Consider the following 17,492-nt stretch of genomic DNA (forward strand, 5'->3'; position numbering starts at 1 on the left):
CCTATATTGAAATCCCTTCACTTATACGGCACATATTTCAATAATTTCATTCCAATCGAAGGCAAGCCGGACAATATCCTCTTCAACAAGCTCCGACCCGGTTTGCACCTCAATGATGTCCATTTCCGTCTCCGCCCGCAAACTGTGCTTGCTCTGTTTCGATATAACAAGCACATCTCCGGCCTTAACCGGAAACCGCTTATCGTTCAGGACCATCTCCCCGTTACCGGAAACGACGGTCCATACCTCGTCTCTAAGCAGATGGTATTGGTAGCTTAAATTATTGCCAGGCCCTATGCATATCCGTTTGGTCAGCACTTCTTTCCCGTCCGGATATTTCAAGTAATCGAGCACCCTGTAACGGCCCCAACGCCTCTCCTCGTACATAGGACGTTGATCCGAATGCTTCATAACCTCCTTAATCATCGGGCTTGATGCTTTGTCCGAGACGAGAATGCCATCCGGACTCGCCGCGACGACGACATTGGATAAATTAAGCAGCGTAATCGGAATATCCAGTTCGTTTATAATATGCGTATTGATTGAATTGTCGGTAATGATTCCTTTGCCGATCAGCGGGGTCGCAATTTCCTCCGTCAGCGTGTTCCACGTTCCAAGGTCCTTCCAATCCCCCTCGTATGGCAGAGCGACGATTAGATTGGCTTTCTCCACCACCTCGTAGTCGAAGCTGTTTTTCGTTAGCTTGTCGTACTGCTTCACCATCTCGTCGTATTGGATCGGAAGCCCGTGCGATAGCAGAATATTAATGATGAAATCCAGTTTGAATGCGAAAACCCCGCAGTTCCAAAGTGCTGCCTGCTCAATCATGACCGCTGCTTCTTCTTCGCGGGGTTTCTCCCGGAAGCTTTGTACATTCATATATGGCGCGTCATGCGTGGTCCCGTTTTGCGGAACGATATACCCGTATTTCTCCGAAGGATATGTCGGTTTTACTCCCATAAGCGCCAAATCCGCGCCCGACTCGTTCAAGACCCGGTCCAGTTCTTTGGTCTTGTGGAAGAACGACTCCTCAACGTAAGGATCGACCGGCATGACCACTACCGTTTCATTCAGGCTGACGCCTTTAACCGAATACAAATAGGTAGCCGCCAGCGCGATCGCAGGATACGTATCCCTTCTTTCCGGTTCGACAATCACTTCAATCTCGCTTCCCAGCTGGTTGTAAATCATTTCAACCTGCGGCTTGCTCGTTGCGATAAAAGCATGATCGCCAAGTCCGGCACTCGCAATCTGCCCCCAAACCCGCTGTACCATCGACTCAAGCTCGCCTTCCGAATTCCTCAGCACCTTCAAGAACTGCTTGGAACGGGAATCGTTCGACAGCGGCCACAGGCGTTTGCCCGATCCCCCTGAGAGTAGAACAATTTTCATGGTGACTCCTCCTATATATATTAGTTAACTGATTTGCGAAGTATTTGAATTTGTTTTTTGCCCTTCATTCTTCACAATCAATTGGGCGGAGCCTATGCCGCTTGTCCATGTATGATAATAGTTGGAGTTCTTGCCGTACGAATTGTCCAGCAGCGTATTGGGCTTGTCCATCAAGCACGATAAAATATGGCCATGCAGCCTTGACGTCTGTACCGTCTGGTAGCCGCTGAAGCGCTTGACAGCTTTATCTACCAGATAATCGGTATACCTGCCCCAAATCGCCTGCATCGGCAGCGGACTGCTGCCTTTCTTTATCATTCTGACAATGAGATTAATCGATTTCTGCTCCACCCGGTTATACAAGGAGTTCCAATCCAAATAATCGCCGCGACCCGCCGATTCGAGCTTCTCCTGCTCAATCGTTTTCTCTATATCCGTACGGAAGAAGCAGAGCAGATCTTTGCCCGGGCTGCCTTTGTGCCGGATCGGCCATAATTGATGGGCCATGTCGGGAGATAAATAAACGTTGCATCTATGGAATTTCTCGGATGCAGATTGATAGGACAACGTGTCGCGGACATAGAGATGAATATCTTTATGTCCATTGAATATTTGCGCCGTCCGGTCGAATTCAGACTCTTTCTTATAAAATATCGTCTGTGGAAGCATCACGATCCGATGGTACGGATAGCTGGTAATAATTTTCTCGCGCAGCTTCTGATGCGCCGGATACAGGTCGCCGAAGTTCCCTCCCCCATGCAGCACGATGATATGATCTTTCGGAATCATCAGCGAATCGGGAAAATCAAGCACGCTGTAGCGTGCACGGACGCGAATATTATAGTCTTTGAAGAACGTTTCCGTGCCTTTCATAATGAGCAGGTCGCCGCCGTTGCTATGAACGGGAATATCGATATAGTAAATGTTGGAGCCCGGCGGAATAACATTCAAAATTTGGCGAAGCTTATTTTTGAGACCATCCATAGGGTGAACATTCGGGGTACTCTTCATGACAATCCACTCCTTTATTGTTTTCTCTCTTTCATTCGCTAGATCAAAAATTAGAAATCATTTCTATCAAGGAGCCGGATGGTAGAATCAATCCAAACCCTAGAGACTCCACTTCACATTCCGTTTGACTTCCTTTGCCGGAACTCCCGCCACAAGCGTATAGGGCTCCACATCCTTCGTTACAACAGAGCCCGCCGCAACAACGGCACCATTACCAATGGTGATGCCTTTTAAAATCGTCGATTTACAGCCGATCCACACCCTATCACCAATGAAGACCGGCTTCGTCGATTCTGTACCAAAAAGTTGATGATAATCGGTGTCTATTATGGATACATCCCAGGAAATTGCGCAATTATTCCCTATTTTTACTTGCTCTTTACACCTGATTTCAGATCTCCGGTTAATAAATGTATGATCGCCAATTTCAATCTTCGCTTTTTTCGATTCCAAATAAAAACCAGTGTCTTTATGCAAAATGACATTTTTCCCGATAATTAATTTAGAATCTTTAGCTTTGGATACAATAACTCTGCCGCACACCCGAAGCATGCTGCCTCCCTGTTCCACCTTCATTCTAAACATCATGCCGAGCAAAATACGGTATCCATATCTGACATATTCCTTTAGGCTTCTCTTTCTTTTTTCCATGATGTTCACCTCCATGTGGTGGGATTCCATCCTTGAAAACGGCCAGCGCCGACGAGAAGATCGAGAAGAAGCCGCGGTTTACTTCACGCTTATTTCCTTAACTCGTAATAAAATTTCGGCCGTTCCCCTAGAACTAACTTGTAGATGTCGTAGTTGGTGTCCATGATCCCTTCCAGGTATTCCTTATAAGGACGGTCGGCGACATTCACAAGGCCTGAGTTATAACGTTCTCCCCAAATTCCCTGCCAATATCTTCCAAGGCCTGCCTGGTCCACGTAATTGAATACATGAACGCCTACAATGAAGTCCAGACTGGCTGCCTCCTCCATATAATTCCGGTAACGCATTGCTCTCTCAAACTGGTTCGCGGCCGAATTTGGAAGGAGAGGATCCAATCCTTGTTCCGCTGTACCGTAACCGAATTCGCTTATCAGAATCGGTTTGCCTCCCGACTTCTTGTGCACATCCTCCAATAGATCAGGTTTGAGATGATAACTGTAATGGTTGATACTGATAACATCCACGTATTTCCCTTCGATCTCCGCCATAACGCTCCGAAACTTCTCATTGTGGAAAGGAGTCGTTAGCCAGCGGTCTCCGAGAAGGAGATGATTCGGATCATATTTGCGGTAGATCCGTGAAACCGTTCCGAAGAACGTCTCCAGATAATATCTAAAAAATGCGTCCATATCACCCCAAGCCGACGATGTATTGATCGGCAGCTCCGCTTCCTTCAAATCTTCAAAGGATTTAAAGCTTGTCTGCCAATGGCTGTTAAATTTGTCTATGTCTTGATATTTATCCTTCAGCCTTTTAACCAAAGTTCCTTTGATCGCTGCTTTGCTTGCCTTCAGCTTCGGCACATGGGAATAAAACTTATGGTACTCGTATTCGTTGTCGATGAAGTACCCGATCAGCAGCGGATCATCCTTGTTTGGCTTGAGTACATTTGCTAACGTCTTATCGAGCTTAGCTTCCGCATCCGGCGAAAAAATGTCGAATATCGAAATCCCGCCAATATTAGCCCAGTTCATGCTCGTAAGCGGAAGCATCCGCACGTAAGGCAATTTGGTTTCATTGCTGTATTTTTCAGGCGAATAGCCACCCGCACTGTTAAAACCCCATTTTCTGATGCGCTCGGCCGCTTCCGAATAGATAGCATGCTCGGTTGGAACTTCCCCTGTTTTCCGGTATTTGTTCGCCAGATAGAACGAGAAGTTCTCTAACCCCATAAATGCCGATTTATATTCCTCTTGATTAGAAGGCATCGATTCGAACAGTTCCTCCCGACCCTTTACCATCGTATAGGTTTCATTGGCTGTAAGACCGTTCACCCCTAAGCTGAAAAAGAGATTGCCTCCCGGAGTTGTCATCACTTTGCGGCTTCCTATCTGTTGAATTGTAAAAAATCCCGTTTTTTGCAACCCGTATTTTTCCGCACTGCCATTCAGGCCGCCGTATTGGTCGCGATCCGAAGGCGGTGTTAACCCCCCGTAATAGGAGGCGTCTGCCGCGGCATCCGCTTCCAGCTGCTGGTCATTTGTCACCTTCCCGGGAAAATTCGCAGAGGTCAATTGACCGAACCTGTCCACTTTAATTAGATTGCTTGCGTTGAGCGTATATTTACGGATGGGGCTTGGCTCCATACCATCCTTGACCGCATAGGTTTCCAGCACGTTATAACCTGTGAGTTGAAGCGGTTCGGAATAGGACTTGAAGCCGAACCCATTATTCAAACGGTAAAAAATCTTTGCCTCACCCGAAGCCGTTAACTGCACATCGTGCAATGTTTCGGCGCTTCTGGTTGACTTAATGTCCACGGAAGCGGTGCTTCGATTTAAAATCACATTTGAAACCTGAGGCGACCAAGACGCATCCGATCCGTGCAGCTCGATTTTCAAATACCTCGTACCCGCAGGCAGTAACGAAGCTTCGTAAGCGTACTTCTGCCAATTGCCTACTGGATGGCCTACCGAATAGGCTTTAGCAGAAATTTCGGAATAATCTACTCCATTCTCCGAAATGAAGATCCGATGTTTCTCAATGGCTTTTCCAGTAAAAAAGTAGCTGTAGACCATAAAGGAAGAAATATCGTAATCCGTATTATAAATGATGTTCCCTGGCTTCTTTGAAGTACGCACCATCCGGTTTGAGTCGTTGCCGAAGAAATAGGGTGTATCTCTCAAAATATAAATACTCGATTTGCTGTAAAGCTGTTTAAAATTTTCGAGCGTGTCATTCATTCCGACTGTTGTATCCAAAGAGCCATCCGGCACATACCGGTAGGTGGAAACCCTGCTGGCCGCTGATTTGCCCGATGCCGAATGGTTTACGGCGGAAATCTTTATCAGAAGTTCGTTCACCACTTTGATCGGTGAAGTATAAAGCTTGCGTGTAAGAGATGTTCTGGGGTCGCTGCCGTCCGTAGTGTAATACACGGTATCGCCGGCAGTTGCTCTTTCCAACATGACCATACTGCCGTAAGGGACGGACCCCGAAGGCAGGTTGGACCTTACGCCCAATGAACCATTCAGCACCGCTTTCCCAATTACCGGTGATTTAGCAATATCGCTGCCAGTGTATTGTATTTTCAAATATTTTGCATCTCCACGAAAATTCCGTACTTCGTACACGACAATGTTCATGTTATCCGCGTCTTTGTAAATTTGCGGAGTCACTTCCTCGTATTCTTGTCCATCGTGGGAAACATAAAAATTCGGATGATTGTAAGGCCCGTTGTCCGCACGATAGTACGTGTATAAGGAAAAATTCCTGAGAGGACCATCCGACCGGTACGTCATGTATTCGTTAGATCGAAAGCTTCGGATCACCCGGGTAGGATCATCGGAAGCCTCAGATACTTGTAGAGAAAGAGTCTCCGAATGCTTGTAAACTTGACTCCAATCCGTGAGATCATCAACTACTATTTCAGCAGAAGTAGAGTTGCTTGCAAAAGTGTGTGTCGGCATTAGGGTTATAAGTAAACTGAAAATCAACAACAAATTAATCCGTGTACGATTCTTTAAGTTTGCTTTCGTCTCCACCATGCTTCTCCTTTTCCTCTTTCTCTAGTTATAGGTGCGCAATACACCGCTGATCAAACCGTTATTGTATATAATTTTGCTTATATTGCGGAATATCCGATTCTTATCGAAGAAAAAAATGATCGTCAAAAGCAGAAACACCGGAATCTTCACGACGGATTTGACGATAATGCCTTTTTTCTGCTCCGAGCTGACTGCACTGCTCACTCCCTGCCAATAGATCCTGCGCAGCAGCCATTTTCTGCTAACTCTGCTTCGCGCAATTTTGTGCCGCACCCAGGCATGAGGTGTGTAATAGACGGTATAGCGGCTGCGGATTCGATCAATGAGCTCAGCTTCCTCGCTTGAAAGCAGGTTACTCCCCACTCTGCCCAAATCCTCGCGAAAGGGTTTAAGCGAATTAAACACGGATTTGCGGAAAGCTACATTGGCTCCAAATGGTATGGCCGGCTTTTGCATTTCTACAATTTCATTGGAATAATCCAAAATGGTATAGAGCGTCCGGTTTTCCGGCAAAAGCCAAGTCGGCTCCGCCCCTTCCCATGCCGGTTCGATTCTGCCGCCGACGCAGCCGATCCGGTGATCGGTCTCAAATAAGGAGACAATTCCACTGATCCATTCCTTGGAGGCCACTGCATCATCGTCTAAGAACAGCACATATTCGCCCTTCGCTTCGCGAATCGCACGATTCCGGGCTACGGAGAGCCCCAGCCTTTCTTCATAAACATAAATAATCGGGATGCTTGTCATCTGATTGACTTCTTGAACAACCTGTTTGGTGTTGTCGGTGGACCGGTTGTCAACCACAATCACCTCAAACGCATCCGCAAAGTTTTGTCGTAAGAGACTTAAAAGTGCTTCTCTCACATCCTCAGCTCTGTTATGGGTGCAAATCGCTACTGTCGCTTTCATGCATTCACCTCGTACCGTTTTGTTCCGGTATAAACTTTTATCATTTTTCCGGCTATCCCCTGCCAGTCCAGTTCTGCCAATTTTTTTGAAATGTGCTTCTCTACCTCGTTCATATTCATATTTACCGACATCGCCAGCGCCTTGCGTAACCCGTCCGGGTCAGCAGGATCGTATAAGATTCCGCATCCTTCGGAAACATATTCGCTGAGCGAACCGAGCTTGGGCGCAACGACTGGCTTATAATGAGAGAGAGCCAGAATCGCGCTTCCGGAAGTTGTAATCTGGTTATAAGGCAGAACCATAACATTGCCCGCCTGTAAATAGTCGACAAGTTCGTGATCATCCACAAAATGAGGATAAACTTTGATTCTGCCGTCATTAATCGGATCGATATAATCCAATGTATAACCGGTATCCACTTTTCCCGCTATCAGCAGTCCAACGGAGTCCGACTTGACCGATAAAAAAGCTTCGACTAGCTTCTCAATTCCTTTATAAGGGTTGATTCTGCCGATAAATAAGAATAGGAACTGTTCCGGCGGAATGCCGAACCGCTTACGGATATCCGTCCCTTTGCCGACATATGCGTCAACGTAATGGCCATGCGGTGTAACAATCAGCTTATCAGAGCTCACCCCGAATGTTTCGATAACCTCTTGTTTTACCGTTTCACTCATGACGAATCCTTTGTTGCAGACTGACAAAATAAACTTTCGCATCATATAATCCCATTTCGTTTTGCCTGTCGAATGCGGCCAAATATTGTGAACGGTCCAAAACAACCGTACTCCCCTTACTTTCAAAAACAAAAGAAGTCCGGAAAATAACAGCGACTTCACGATCGTTAGGGGGAAATTTGACGCCTGATACGAATAACTGGGCCAATGCATATGGACGATGTCTCCCTTTGCAGGTTTAAGGGTGTTCTTTGTATCGTAATGTTCCACCTGCAGACCGTTATCTTCGATGGACTTTGTCAGCAATTCGGAATATTTGTTATATTCGCTAACTTTAGGCCACATGTAAACTGTTGGGTTACTCATCCATTCCACCTGCTCTTCCAGCTCTTTTAATGATCTTTTTTTCTCTCAGACGCCCGATTAAAAAGCGGAAATCGTCTTTATCAAAAAGCATACCGGCAAACCGCACCTTAAACACGACCCGCATCGCGGCTATCGTGATCAGCATTCTCACCAGCGCACCGATTAATAAAGATAGGGCAATTCCGTTCAGACCGTATAAAGGGGTAAATACAAAGAATAGTCCGATTGTAATCGCAAGTGCTATAACCTGCCTGATTAGTACGAGACCGGGACGACCCAATGCGTTGAACGAAGCTGCCAGAATCCATGAGCCGCCCCCGAGAATGCATTCTATAGAAAGAAGATAAAACGCGGTGCTGGCCTCCAGAAATTCCTTACCGAATAAAATTCCCATCAGGAATTTGCCGATGAATATACTCGGTACGACCACGATCGTCATCAGAATAAGTGACAATCGGAAAGCCCGGCCAACCGTTGAGATAATCTTGTCCTTATCTAGCCCTGTCAATTTCGGAAAGATGACGTTCGAGATGGCCATCTGTACCGTATTGAACACGCGGGACAGCGCATAAACGACGCTATACAAACCGAAATCCCGCGGCGTGAGCAGCGATAATATAATGATTTTGTCAAACTGCGAATACAAGGTTCCCAGCAGCTCGACGCCAAATACCCTGCTTCCGTAACCGAACAATGACTTGGCCGCCGCCCGGTCAACCATACGTTTGAACCAATCGATTTTCAGCTCGCTCCTCAATTGGAACAAAGACAAAATGACGACCAGCAGCGTCGTGATCAGGTAAACGAACGAAGCAGCGTGGATATTCAGCACTCCAGTCATAAAGAGTACTAAGATGCCCGCCAAATTAAAAAGCGGAACAAACAACCTCACACCGTTATAGATTTTGAAGTTGTCCGTGCTTTGCGCAAGCGCCGCAATCAGATTGACCGCAAGCAGCAGCGGCAGCGTAAGCACTGTGTACCATCGGGCGGTCTGAATGACGTCTACAGAATAGTTGCCCAGCCAAGCCGGAAGATAGATCCATGAAATCACGCCGACAATTATGCTGATCGAGAGTTGGAACAGAAAGCCTGCCCTGATGTATTCCGCTCCTTTGCCGGCATGCTGCTTCATGTTGTAAATAAGGGAAGTGGAAAGTCCGAATCCAACAATCCCTACTAAGAAGGTCGGCCAGAACAGAATCGCTGAAAATTCCCCTTTGCCGGCGACGCCGAACATTCTTGCCGTCACGATGGAGGTCAGCGTGGTTATGACCATCACCATAAAATTGGTTGCGCTTGTGCGCATAATCGTTTGAACAAGACCATTCCCTTTTAATACTTTACGGATTGCCAATTGTGCCATAGACTACCTTCCCACATCGGCCTTTATTTTTTTTCTATTTGAAAAAGTCTTCTCCGATTGTGCAGTACCGGTTACCTGAGTCAGTACCGATTTATATAATTCCGAATACCGTTCAAGTTGCGATTGTTTGGTGAAATTGCGGCTATGTTCCAGACATTGTCTTTGAATCGTTCGTTTTTCTTCAGCCGAGAAGGAATAATATTCCTTTAACTTATCTTGAATCGCTCCTGAACTTCCCGGTGCAAACAGATGACTGCGATTCAATACGACGTCCGGAATTCCTCCTACTGCAGAGGCGTATACGAGCGTGCCGACTTGATAGGATTCGATGATGACCCGCCCGAAAGGCTCTTCCCAAATAGAGGGAACCACTGTGACATCTACCTGGGCCATAAGCTCCCGCGCCTCTTTCGGCTTCACTTTACCGGTGAACACGATGCGGCCGTCATTCCGGCACGATTCCGAAAGCTCCTCTTTCAGCTTGCCTTCCCCGCATACATATAGCCGCTCAACCATCTCTTTCGGTAACGAGCGGACAGCATCGATTATTTCACGAACACCCTTCTCCGGTTCGATTCTGCCGAAATAGCCAATACGCAGCGCCTTACGCTCGAAATCTTTCTCTCCCGCGGCGATGTCGCCATCCACTACGTTCGGAATGACCAGCTTTTGAGCATTCGGAAACAATCCCGCCGCTTCCGTATGACGCTTTAAAATATGCGAAGATATACCGACAACCGCGGATACCCGTTTGCTGAATCCAAGAGAAGTCAGCTTGTATAACCCCGCAATTAGTGGATTGGATATCGGCGAGCTGACAGGCGAGATGAGCGAGTAATCTCTTAATGTATGAACGATCGGTACACCCGCTTTGAAGAAAGCAGTCCATATCCCAGCCCCGAAACCGGACAAATTCTGAGTATGAACCAAATCAGGTTTGATTTCCTTCAATAGCTTCGTCACAGTCGCGATTTGCACAGGATTATAAAAATCGAGAAGTCTGCGAGCCACCTTATGCAGCGTGCCGTGGTTTTCCGAATCGCCGATCCAATACAAATTGTTGTAAGGAACACGATGAACCGTAACCCCATTAATCAACTCAGACGTTATACCGGCGTTTCTCTTTTGCCCTCCAGTCGTAAGCACGTGCACATCAGCTACTGTATTAAGTGTTTCGGCTAAGATTTGAGTCGATATTTCCGCACCGCCAATAATATGAGGGCTGTACAAACTATTTACAATAACGATCTTCATGCCTTTCGTCTCCATTCGCTATAGATGGGTCTAGCGGGAATTATCGGACCTTTACCCCTAACGGGCATACGCACAGGCATTCCGGTACGTATGGCTTCCGTTTCGAACCCCCCCCCGCGGATGAACCCGAACAACAACCAGAAATCCAGAAAAGCATATGAATCAAAATTCATTACGAGTGCGATGCATAACGCAAAAGCGAATTTCGAATACGAATTTGCCCCACAGCTGCGAAAAATCGAAACCAGAAATCCTCCAAAAAGGATAACCCCGATAAGGCCTTCCTCAGCGAACACCTTCGACACCATATTTCTTGACGTTGCGTCATAGGGATTAATAAATACCAGATCGTGCACTTCACTGAATTTCAATCCGCTGCTGAAATACTGCTGTAGGAGGGAGGCAAATTCCGTATAATAAAAGCCGCCGCCTACTCCAAAAATCGGATGTCTGGCAAATTCTAAAAAACCGATGGCCGGAAACACCAGCCTGATAAAAAATGAATTATCATTATTTATTAATTGTTTGAAATCGAACTGAAACCGCTGCGTAAAATAGCCGCTTACCTTGAACGTTTCGATCAGATAAGGCACGCCTACAACAACAACAAAGGCGCAGACTGACAGAACGACCAGCATCCGTCCCCTATTCTTGTTCGTTACCAGTACATAAATAACCAGCGCAGTCAGAAGCACGGTGTAAGCGTAAGCGGAGAAGGAAAGTACCATAAGCAGCACAACAGCGATAAGCAGATGCATCTGCTTTCGGAATCCCTGTTTATACAAGAAGAACATGATTAGCCCGCCGCTCAGCATATGGATCGCCGCCCATGAAGGCTCGCCCGACAGCATCTGAATTCTCCGGAGGTACACTTTATCCGCGAATAGTCCCGTAAAGGCTCCGGAAAATCCGTTGCGGATGAAAAATGCATCGACTAGCTGCAGAAAACCGGCTGCAAGCGGAGGAATAAAGGCTATAGCAATACTTTTAGCGATGCCGCTTCTAATCTCCGGATCTTCTTTCGCTTGTTCAGCGACATATACCGTTACCCGGTACATAGACAGACCAAACAGAAGCGTGATAATATGCGACGCACTGCTGGCGATATCACCGTTTCTCGTTGCCACAAGCAAGGAATGCCCAATGCTGTACATCACGAAGATGAGAAAGAATGCATCCCCCTTCTTGAACCTGAAGTCGGTAAACAAGAGGAGGACGGAAGCAAGGAACATCGGAAACATGGATACAGGCCTATAGACCGAGAATGGTATATATGGCAAGCTGTCGTACGTCAAAAGCATCAGGGATAACATAAATAGCGCAATAACAAGATTTCGAATAACCAACACCTGCTCTTTGCGCAATTGCCCTACGATAGAATCAACTCCAGATTTTTACGGGTCACGGAGCTGCTGAAATGATGGGTCACGTAACGGATCGAATTGCGCGATACTTTTTCGTTTATCTCATCGTTGTCCAATAATAGGAGTACATTTTGTACCATCTCCTCATCCGTTTCACAGACGAACAGATCCTCATGATTAATTGCATTGATGCCTTCACTGCCGATCGGATTGGTTACGACCGGTACTCCCCAAGACATCGCCTCGACGATCTTCGTTTTAATTCCTGTGCCAAAAAGCAGCGGAGCGATCATTAGAGCGGCATCGCTTACGACCCGCTTAACGTTATCCACTTCCCCGGTTACGATAATGTCAGGATAGGTCTCCTGCAGCTTAAGCACTTCGGCAGTCGGGCTTTTACCGACGATATAGAACTTTGCTTTCGGTGCCTGCTGTTTTATCTTGGGCCATATCTGCTCACAGAAATAAACGACGGCGGAGCTATTGTGAGGGATGTCCATTTTCCCTACAAAGACGATCTTGTTCCTGTCGTACAACCTTGGATTCCCCGTCATTTTCCTATCCGGGTCGAATCTCATCGGGATGCCGAGACAAGAGCGATGACTGACAATTTGCCGGAAGCTCTCCGCTTCTTTGGGAGAAGTAAAGATAAGATGTTCGAAATTTTGGGCTGCGCTTTTCTCGTACTTGTGCAGCAGCTTGCTTTCGAAAGCGACAAGCCATTTTTGAATGAACTTCAAATTTGCAAACCGCTTGATGCCGGATGGGAGCTTGTCCGAGAAGCCGCCGAATATGGACGGAATGTACTGAAACCACTGCAACTGCCGTTCATAACGCAATGACAGCAGATCATCGTAGCTGAGCACCTTTTGCGAGGTTCCGTCCGAACGGTATTCCGCTACGCGCACCATATCGTAAAAGATGAATTCCGGCTGCTCTTCCTCGATCTTTTCTTTGATCAGCCGATGCGTTCTCCGGGAGTAATAAACGGATACTTGCAGCGGCCACCTTTGCATGAGCAAGGAATAGACCAGCACATTGAACAGCTTCTCGGCCATACCCGGCAATTCCAGACTCACCAGGCGAGAAATCGCATCCGGCTGATCCTTCAGATACTTCTTGTCATCAACAAATGACAAGTTCACAATCTGGCATTCAGGATAAATATCTTTGATTTGCCCAATGTATTGCTGAAGCAGATTTTTTCTGCCGTCCGTATTTGGAAATGGCAGCCTGTTCGTAATAAACATCATCTTTTTCATTCATTTTCCGCCTTAGAAAGCATCTTTTGCCCCAAGGAGCACTTTGAATGTCTTGAATATGATTTTCAAGTCAAACCCAACGCTCCGATTTTGGATGTACTTCAAGTCCAGCTCAACCATTTCTTTAAAACTTAATTCATTACGGCCGCTTACCTGCCAAAGTCCTGTACAACCAGGTTTAACCGTTAAACGCAGCTTGTCGTAATCTGTATACTCCGCAACTTCCCTTACAAGAGGAGGTCTTGGGCCAACCAAGGACATTTCGCCCCGGAGCACGTTGATCAGCTGCGGGAGCTCATCAATGCTTGTTTTCCGTATGAACTTCCCGATTTTAGTAATGCGCGGATCGTTCTTCATCTTGAACATAGCGCCTTCAATTTCATTCTGAGCGAGCAGATATTTAAGCTTTTCTTCCGCATTGCTAACCATGGAGCGGAATTTATACATCCGGAACGGCTTCTCGTTCTTGCCGATCCTTGTTTGATAGAATAATACGGAGCCTTTCGGATCCTCAAATTTAATCAAAATAGCAATGATAACAAACAGCGGACTTAACAGAATCAATCCAAACAGCGAACCGGTTACATCAATGGTACGTTTGAACACCGAATTCAGGGAAAACCTATAGTCATTAGGAGTGTTCAATACCACTTCATCGCGATATTGCGGATTCATCATGGTTATTCACCCCCTATGCCTATTAATTGCTGTTTCACATGCTCCCGTTCCAACAATTCTCCAAGCTCGCTCATGAGCTTGTGTCGAAGTTCGTTATTCCGGAGCGCAAAATCGACCGTTGTCATAATAAAGCCGTGTGTTTCACCCACATCATAGCGCTTGCCTTGGAAGTCATAAGCGTAAACACCTTTATCCATATTGAGCTTTTGAATCGCATCGGTCAGCTGAATTTCTCCGCCTGCGCCAATCTCTTGCTCCCCTAAATAATCGAATATATCCGGGGTCAGAATATATCGGCCCATAATGGCCAAGTTGGATGGAGCCTGTCCTAGAGGCGGCTTCTCCACAAAACGGTTCACTTGATACAGACGGTCCATCTTCTCGCCAGGATCGACAATCCCGTACCGGTCTGTCTGATCCGCACTGACGGTTTGAACGCCGATGACCGAACGTCCGGTACGCTCATACTGCTCGATCAGCTGCCTGATGCAAGGCACTTCGGCTTCTACGATATCATCGCCAAGCAGAACAGCGAACGGTTCGTCTCCGATAAAATTGCGTGCGCACCATACGGCGTGCCCGAGCCCTCTCGCTTCTTTTTGCCTTATATAATGAAGATTTACATTGGAAGATTTTCTTACTTTTTCTAAAATATCAAGCTTTCCTTTACTCTCTAAGGTATATTCCAGCTCAAACGCAATATCAAAGTGATCTTCGATCGCACGTTTACCTTTACCAGTCACAACGATGATGTCTTCTACCCCTGATTCAATGGCTTCCTCTACGATGTACTGAATGGTGGGCTTATCAACGATTGGAAGCATTTCTTTCGGCATCGCTTTCGTCGCCGGCAAAAACCGGGTACCAAGTCCTGCAGCAGGAATAATGGCTTTTCTCACTTTTTTCATTTGATTTCACCCTATCCTATTTATATTTTTTTTATTCGCATTGTACCGAGATGCTAAAAATGCGAGCTATGCTTTCCTTGTCTGAGAGCATAGCTCGGATTTTTAGAAAAAAACCCGAGGTAAAATAAAGATTGCTAGGGCATTTAACCCTTCCTCACGTCACGCCCTTGACGATAAACGTCTAAGGTCCTTTGACCCACAGCATGACCGAGTGCCTCCGGTGATAGAGGTGCAGGAGGCATTACCTTCCAAACCAACTAGCTATTATTCGGTATAATGACGTTAAGCCTCGTTGCTAGCTCCGTAATAGTAGGAATAGGAATCCGAATGATTTCGGTTAATGTTATTGAGAACAACGCCGATAAGATTGGCTTGCACATGCTCGAGAGAGGTCTTCGCCTTGAGCGCAACTTCTTTTTTCACTTTTCCCGAATCGATGACAAGAACGACGCCATCGCTTTGGGTCGCAACGATTTGAGCGTCCGTTACGGACATGATCGACGGTGTATCGATGATGATCACGTCATAGGTTTCCCTCAACTTCTCAAGCAGCGCCCCCATATGATCCGACGATAGCAGCTCTGATGGATTAGGCGGATTCGGGCCTGCGGCAATGACCGACAGATTCTCCGTATTCGAATGCTGGATGACATCCTTCAGCTCTTGTTGATGGAACAAGGCGGACGTCAAGCCTTTATGGTTGGATAGTCCAAAAATGTGATGCTGCGCCGGTTTTCGCAAATCCGCATCGATCACCAGCACCCGTTTGTTTGCATGAGCGAAAGAAACCGCCATATTGGCGCATGTTATGCTTTTCCCTTCGCCCGGTTGGGATGAGGTGACCATAATGATCTGCAGTTTATGGTCGATCGTCGAAAACTCGATGTTGGTCCGCAGCATCCGATAACCTTCGGATATTGGCGAATTTGGGTTTCTTTCCGCAATAAGGTTCCATTTACGTATCAAGCGAGACATTGCTTCCCCTCCCGGCTCTTGGTGTTAGCTTGGCTTTGCTGCCCCGATCTATGGCATCACTCTCTTTAAACTTCGGAATCGATGTCAGTACCGGAACCCCCAGCAGCATCTCGATGTCTTCTTCGTTCTTGATCGTGTCATCCAAATATTCCAGAAGGAAGGAAATGCCTACGCCCGCCATTAAAGACAGTATGAGTGCGACGGCAATATTCATAATCGGATTCGGAGCCATCGGGCCATGCGTCTCTTTCGGATCGGCTTGGTCCAAGACGGAAACATTGTCAACCTTCATCAGCTCAGGAACCGATTTTTGAAAAACGATCGCAACGGCGTTGGCGATATTGGCTGCCTTCTCATAGGAGTCTTCCCGGGCGGTTATGGTCATGATCTGCGTTTCATTAACCGAGCTGACGGTTACCTTGCCAGCGAGCTCTCCGTACGTCTTAGCAAGCTCCGGATACTCATTGATGACTTTTTTCATCATACGTGGCGTTTTAATGATTTCTTTGTAGGTTTTGATGAGTCCGATCGTGGAGTTAATGGAGCCTACGTCTATGCTTGGTTGCATCGAGCTGCTGCCCTTGTAGTCGTTGACGATTAGTGTAGCGGAAGCTTGATACTGCGGTTCGATGAAGTTGAAGGAGTAAATGCCGATGGTCAGACAACTTACTGAAATAATTAAAGCAATCCATAAAAGTCTTCTTTTGATGATCATCCAATATCGTTTTAATTCCAACTTGGTTCCTCCGTTACTAGTTAAGTCATCTTGTCGTTTATGTTTGTGATAAGTTATTCCTAGTGAATACTAATGTTTTTAAGTTATTCAAAACGCGAACTTTTGGGCACGGTTAATTCAGAGAAGCACCCAGTCCGATGCTTCCAATCATGTTTATGTAACTCTGCTATGTAACTGCTTATTTACTTATATTCATAAACTCATCGACCGTTCCGCCATTCATGACGTGCTCCATCATATCTTCCGAGCAAGCCTCATGTCCCACCTTCTTGAGCAACAGCGATACAAGTTCAGCCATGTCAACGGGTTCGTTCCTTGGCGTATATCCAGTAACCATAAGAAGCTCAGCTAACGATCTCGAATCCTCTTGTCTCTCCTGATTCATTAGAGAAGGATCTTCAGATAGTATTTTCAAAAATTGCTTCAGCCGTACTCGCTTCTGCTTCACATTCGAAACATTCATCTTTGACACCCTCCATTTTTCAACCCTCTCGTTCACTTAAGATTGCTACAAATCGACAAATAACACAAGCTTCATTAAAAGGTTTTAATATTAGTAAAATATAATTTTTGCTATAGCATTTGATTTTTCTCCTAACTGGTTTCAGGAGTCATGTTAGCCTTGCTTCCACCGTGAATCTAAGTATGACACAGATTTTTGATATTCTTGAGGGAATAAAGACATGTTGTCGGTTAGACATTCCTGCTCATTTTCAAAATGGTTTTCATAAGCACGGACTCCTAATTTATCGAATTAGTTAATTTTAACTTTTCTCATTATTAGTGCCTGAATAGATGAATTTGTCATTTGGAAGCGCTTTATGTATGTTTACAAATATTCCTTCTTCAGACTCATTCAGTATATAGTTAAACTAACTCTTTTCCTTGTAAAATAA

General features: G+C 46.1%; 15 protein-coding genes. All 15 read right to left on the reverse strand.

Annotated features, from left to right (window positions below; translation table 11 throughout):
* Positions 1-21: 21 nt before the first annotated feature.
* The 15 genes from RCO25_RS21210 to RCO25_RS21280 all read right to left on the reverse strand — a co-directional run bounded on the left by RCO25_RS21210 (position 22) and on the right by RCO25_RS21280 (position 17,059).
* Positions 22-1,392, reverse strand: coding sequence for a sugar phosphate nucleotidyltransferase (locus RCO25_RS21210; RefSeq protein ID WP_308998127.1), 1,371 nt, complete (start codon positions 1,390-1,392; stop codon positions 22-24).
* A gap of 24 nt (positions 1,393-1,416) precedes the next feature.
* Positions 1,417-2,403: a polysaccharide pyruvyl transferase family protein gene (locus RCO25_RS21215; protein ID WP_308998128.1), complete on the reverse strand. Its 987-nt coding sequence runs from the start codon at positions 2,401-2,403 to the stop codon at positions 1,417-1,419.
* Positions 2,404-2,502: 99 nt separating this feature from the next.
* Positions 2,503-3,054 (reverse strand): acyltransferase, encoded by a 552-nt coding sequence (locus RCO25_RS21220; RefSeq protein ID WP_308998129.1) that lies wholly within the window; start codon positions 3,052-3,054, stop codon positions 2,503-2,505.
* 89 nt (positions 3,055-3,143) lie between these two features.
* Entirely contained in the window at positions 3,144-6,101 is a 2,958-nt protein-coding gene (locus RCO25_RS21225; protein ID WP_308998130.1) for a chitobiase/beta-hexosaminidase C-terminal domain-containing protein, read from the reverse strand.
* Between the two features lie 21 nt (positions 6,102-6,122).
* Positions 6,123-7,010 carry a glycosyltransferase gene (locus RCO25_RS21230; protein WP_308998131.1) on the reverse strand — a complete coding sequence of 296 codons (888 nt, stop codon included), beginning with the start codon at positions 7,008-7,010 and terminating at the stop codon, positions 6,123-6,125.
* Positions 7,007-8,053: a glycosyltransferase family 4 protein gene (locus tag RCO25_RS21235; RefSeq protein WP_308998132.1), complete on the reverse strand. Its 1,047-nt coding sequence runs from the start codon at positions 8,051-8,053 to the stop codon at positions 7,007-7,009. Before RCO25_RS21235 ends, RCO25_RS21230 begins: the two co-directional genes overlap by 4 nt.
* Entirely contained in the window at positions 8,046-9,419 is a 1,374-nt protein-coding gene (locus RCO25_RS21240) for an oligosaccharide flippase family protein (RefSeq protein WP_308998133.1), read from the reverse strand. The genes RCO25_RS21235 and RCO25_RS21240 overlap by 8 nt, the downstream gene beginning before the upstream one ends.
* Before the next feature lie 3 nt (positions 9,420-9,422).
* Positions 9,423-10,673, reverse strand: coding sequence for a glycosyltransferase family 4 protein (locus RCO25_RS21245; RefSeq protein WP_308998134.1), 1,251 nt, complete (start codon positions 10,671-10,673; stop codon positions 9,423-9,425).
* Positions 10,670-12,019 carry an O-antigen ligase family protein gene (locus tag RCO25_RS21250; protein WP_308998135.1) on the reverse strand — a complete coding sequence of 450 codons (1,350 nt, stop codon included), beginning with the start codon at positions 12,017-12,019 and terminating at the stop codon, positions 10,670-10,672. Before RCO25_RS21250 ends, RCO25_RS21245 begins: the two co-directional genes overlap by 4 nt.
* 23 nt (positions 12,020-12,042) lie before the next feature.
* Entirely contained in the window at positions 12,043-13,299 is a 1,257-nt protein-coding gene (locus tag RCO25_RS21255; protein WP_308998136.1) for a glycosyltransferase family 4 protein, read from the reverse strand.
* Between the two features lie 12 nt (positions 13,300-13,311).
* Entirely contained in the window at positions 13,312-13,977 is a 666-nt protein-coding gene (locus RCO25_RS21260; RefSeq protein ID WP_308998137.1) for a sugar transferase, read from the reverse strand.
* 2 nt (positions 13,978-13,979) lie between these two features.
* Positions 13,980-14,885 carry a UTP--glucose-1-phosphate uridylyltransferase GalU gene (gene galU / locus RCO25_RS21265; RefSeq protein ID WP_308998138.1) on the reverse strand — a complete coding sequence of 302 codons (906 nt, stop codon included), beginning with the start codon at positions 14,883-14,885 and terminating at the stop codon, positions 13,980-13,982.
* Positions 14,886-15,167: 282 nt separating this feature from the next.
* Entirely contained in the window at positions 15,168-15,860 is a 693-nt protein-coding gene (locus RCO25_RS21270; RefSeq protein ID WP_308998139.1) for a CpsD/CapB family tyrosine-protein kinase, read from the reverse strand.
* Complete coding sequence (locus RCO25_RS21275) at positions 15,841-16,596, reverse strand: YveK family protein (protein ID WP_308998140.1); 756 nt, start codon at positions 16,594-16,596, stop codon at positions 15,841-15,843. The genes RCO25_RS21270 and RCO25_RS21275 overlap by 20 nt, the downstream gene beginning before the upstream one ends.
* Positions 16,597-16,774: 178 nt before the next feature.
* Positions 16,775-17,059: a hypothetical protein gene (locus RCO25_RS21280; protein WP_308998141.1), complete on the reverse strand. Its 285-nt coding sequence runs from the start codon at positions 17,057-17,059 to the stop codon at positions 16,775-16,777.
* Between the last annotated feature and the right edge of the window lie 433 nt (positions 17,060-17,492).

The organism is Paenibacillus sp. LHD-38 (assembly GCF_031157315.1).
Lineage (GTDB): Bacteria > Bacillota > Bacilli > Paenibacillales > Paenibacillaceae > Pristimantibacillus.

Bases quoted from the DNA above. Each gene is read 5' to 3' on its own strand.
- RCO25_RS21210 (WP_308998127.1), bottom strand. From the start codon at position 1,392: ATGAAAATTGTTCTACTCTCAGGGGGATCGGGCAAACGCCTGTGGCCG.
- RCO25_RS21215 (WP_308998128.1), bottom strand. From the start codon at position 2,403: ATGAAGAGTACCCCGAATGTTCACCCTATGGATGGTCTCAAAAATAAG.
- RCO25_RS21220 (WP_308998129.1), bottom strand. From the start codon at position 3,054: ATGGAAAAAAGAAAGAGAAGCCTAAAGGAATATGTCAGATATGGATAC.
- RCO25_RS21225 (WP_308998130.1), bottom strand. From the start codon at position 6,101: ATGGTGGAGACGAAAGCAAACTTAAAGAATCGTACACGGATTAATTTG.
- RCO25_RS21230 (WP_308998131.1), bottom strand. From the start codon at position 7,010: ATGAAAGCGACAGTAGCGATTTGCACCCATAACAGAGCTGAGGATGTG.
- RCO25_RS21235 (WP_308998132.1), bottom strand. From the start codon at position 8,053: ATGAGTAACCCAACAGTTTACATGTGGCCTAAAGTTAGCGAATATAAC.
- RCO25_RS21240 (WP_308998133.1), bottom strand. From the start codon at position 9,419: ATGGCACAATTGGCAATCCGTAAAGTATTAAAAGGGAATGGTCTTGTT.
- RCO25_RS21245 (WP_308998134.1), bottom strand. From the start codon at position 10,673: ATGAAGATCGTTATTGTAAATAGTTTGTACAGCCCTCATATTATTGGC.
- RCO25_RS21255 (WP_308998136.1), bottom strand. From the start codon at position 13,299: ATGAAAAAGATGATGTTTATTACGAACAGGCTGCCATTTCCAAATACG.
- RCO25_RS21260 (WP_308998137.1), bottom strand. From the start codon at position 13,977: ATGATGAATCCGCAATATCGCGATGAAGTGGTATTGAACACTCCTAAT.
- galU (WP_308998138.1), bottom strand. From the start codon at position 14,885: ATGAAAAAAGTGAGAAAAGCCATTATTCCTGCTGCAGGACTTGGTACC.
- RCO25_RS21270 (WP_308998139.1), bottom strand. From the start codon at position 15,860: ATGTCTCGCTTGATACGTAAATGGAACCTTATTGCGGAAAGAAACCCA.
- RCO25_RS21280 (WP_308998141.1), bottom strand. From the start codon at position 17,059: ATGAATGTTTCGAATGTGAAGCAGAAGCGAGTACGGCTGAAGCAATTT.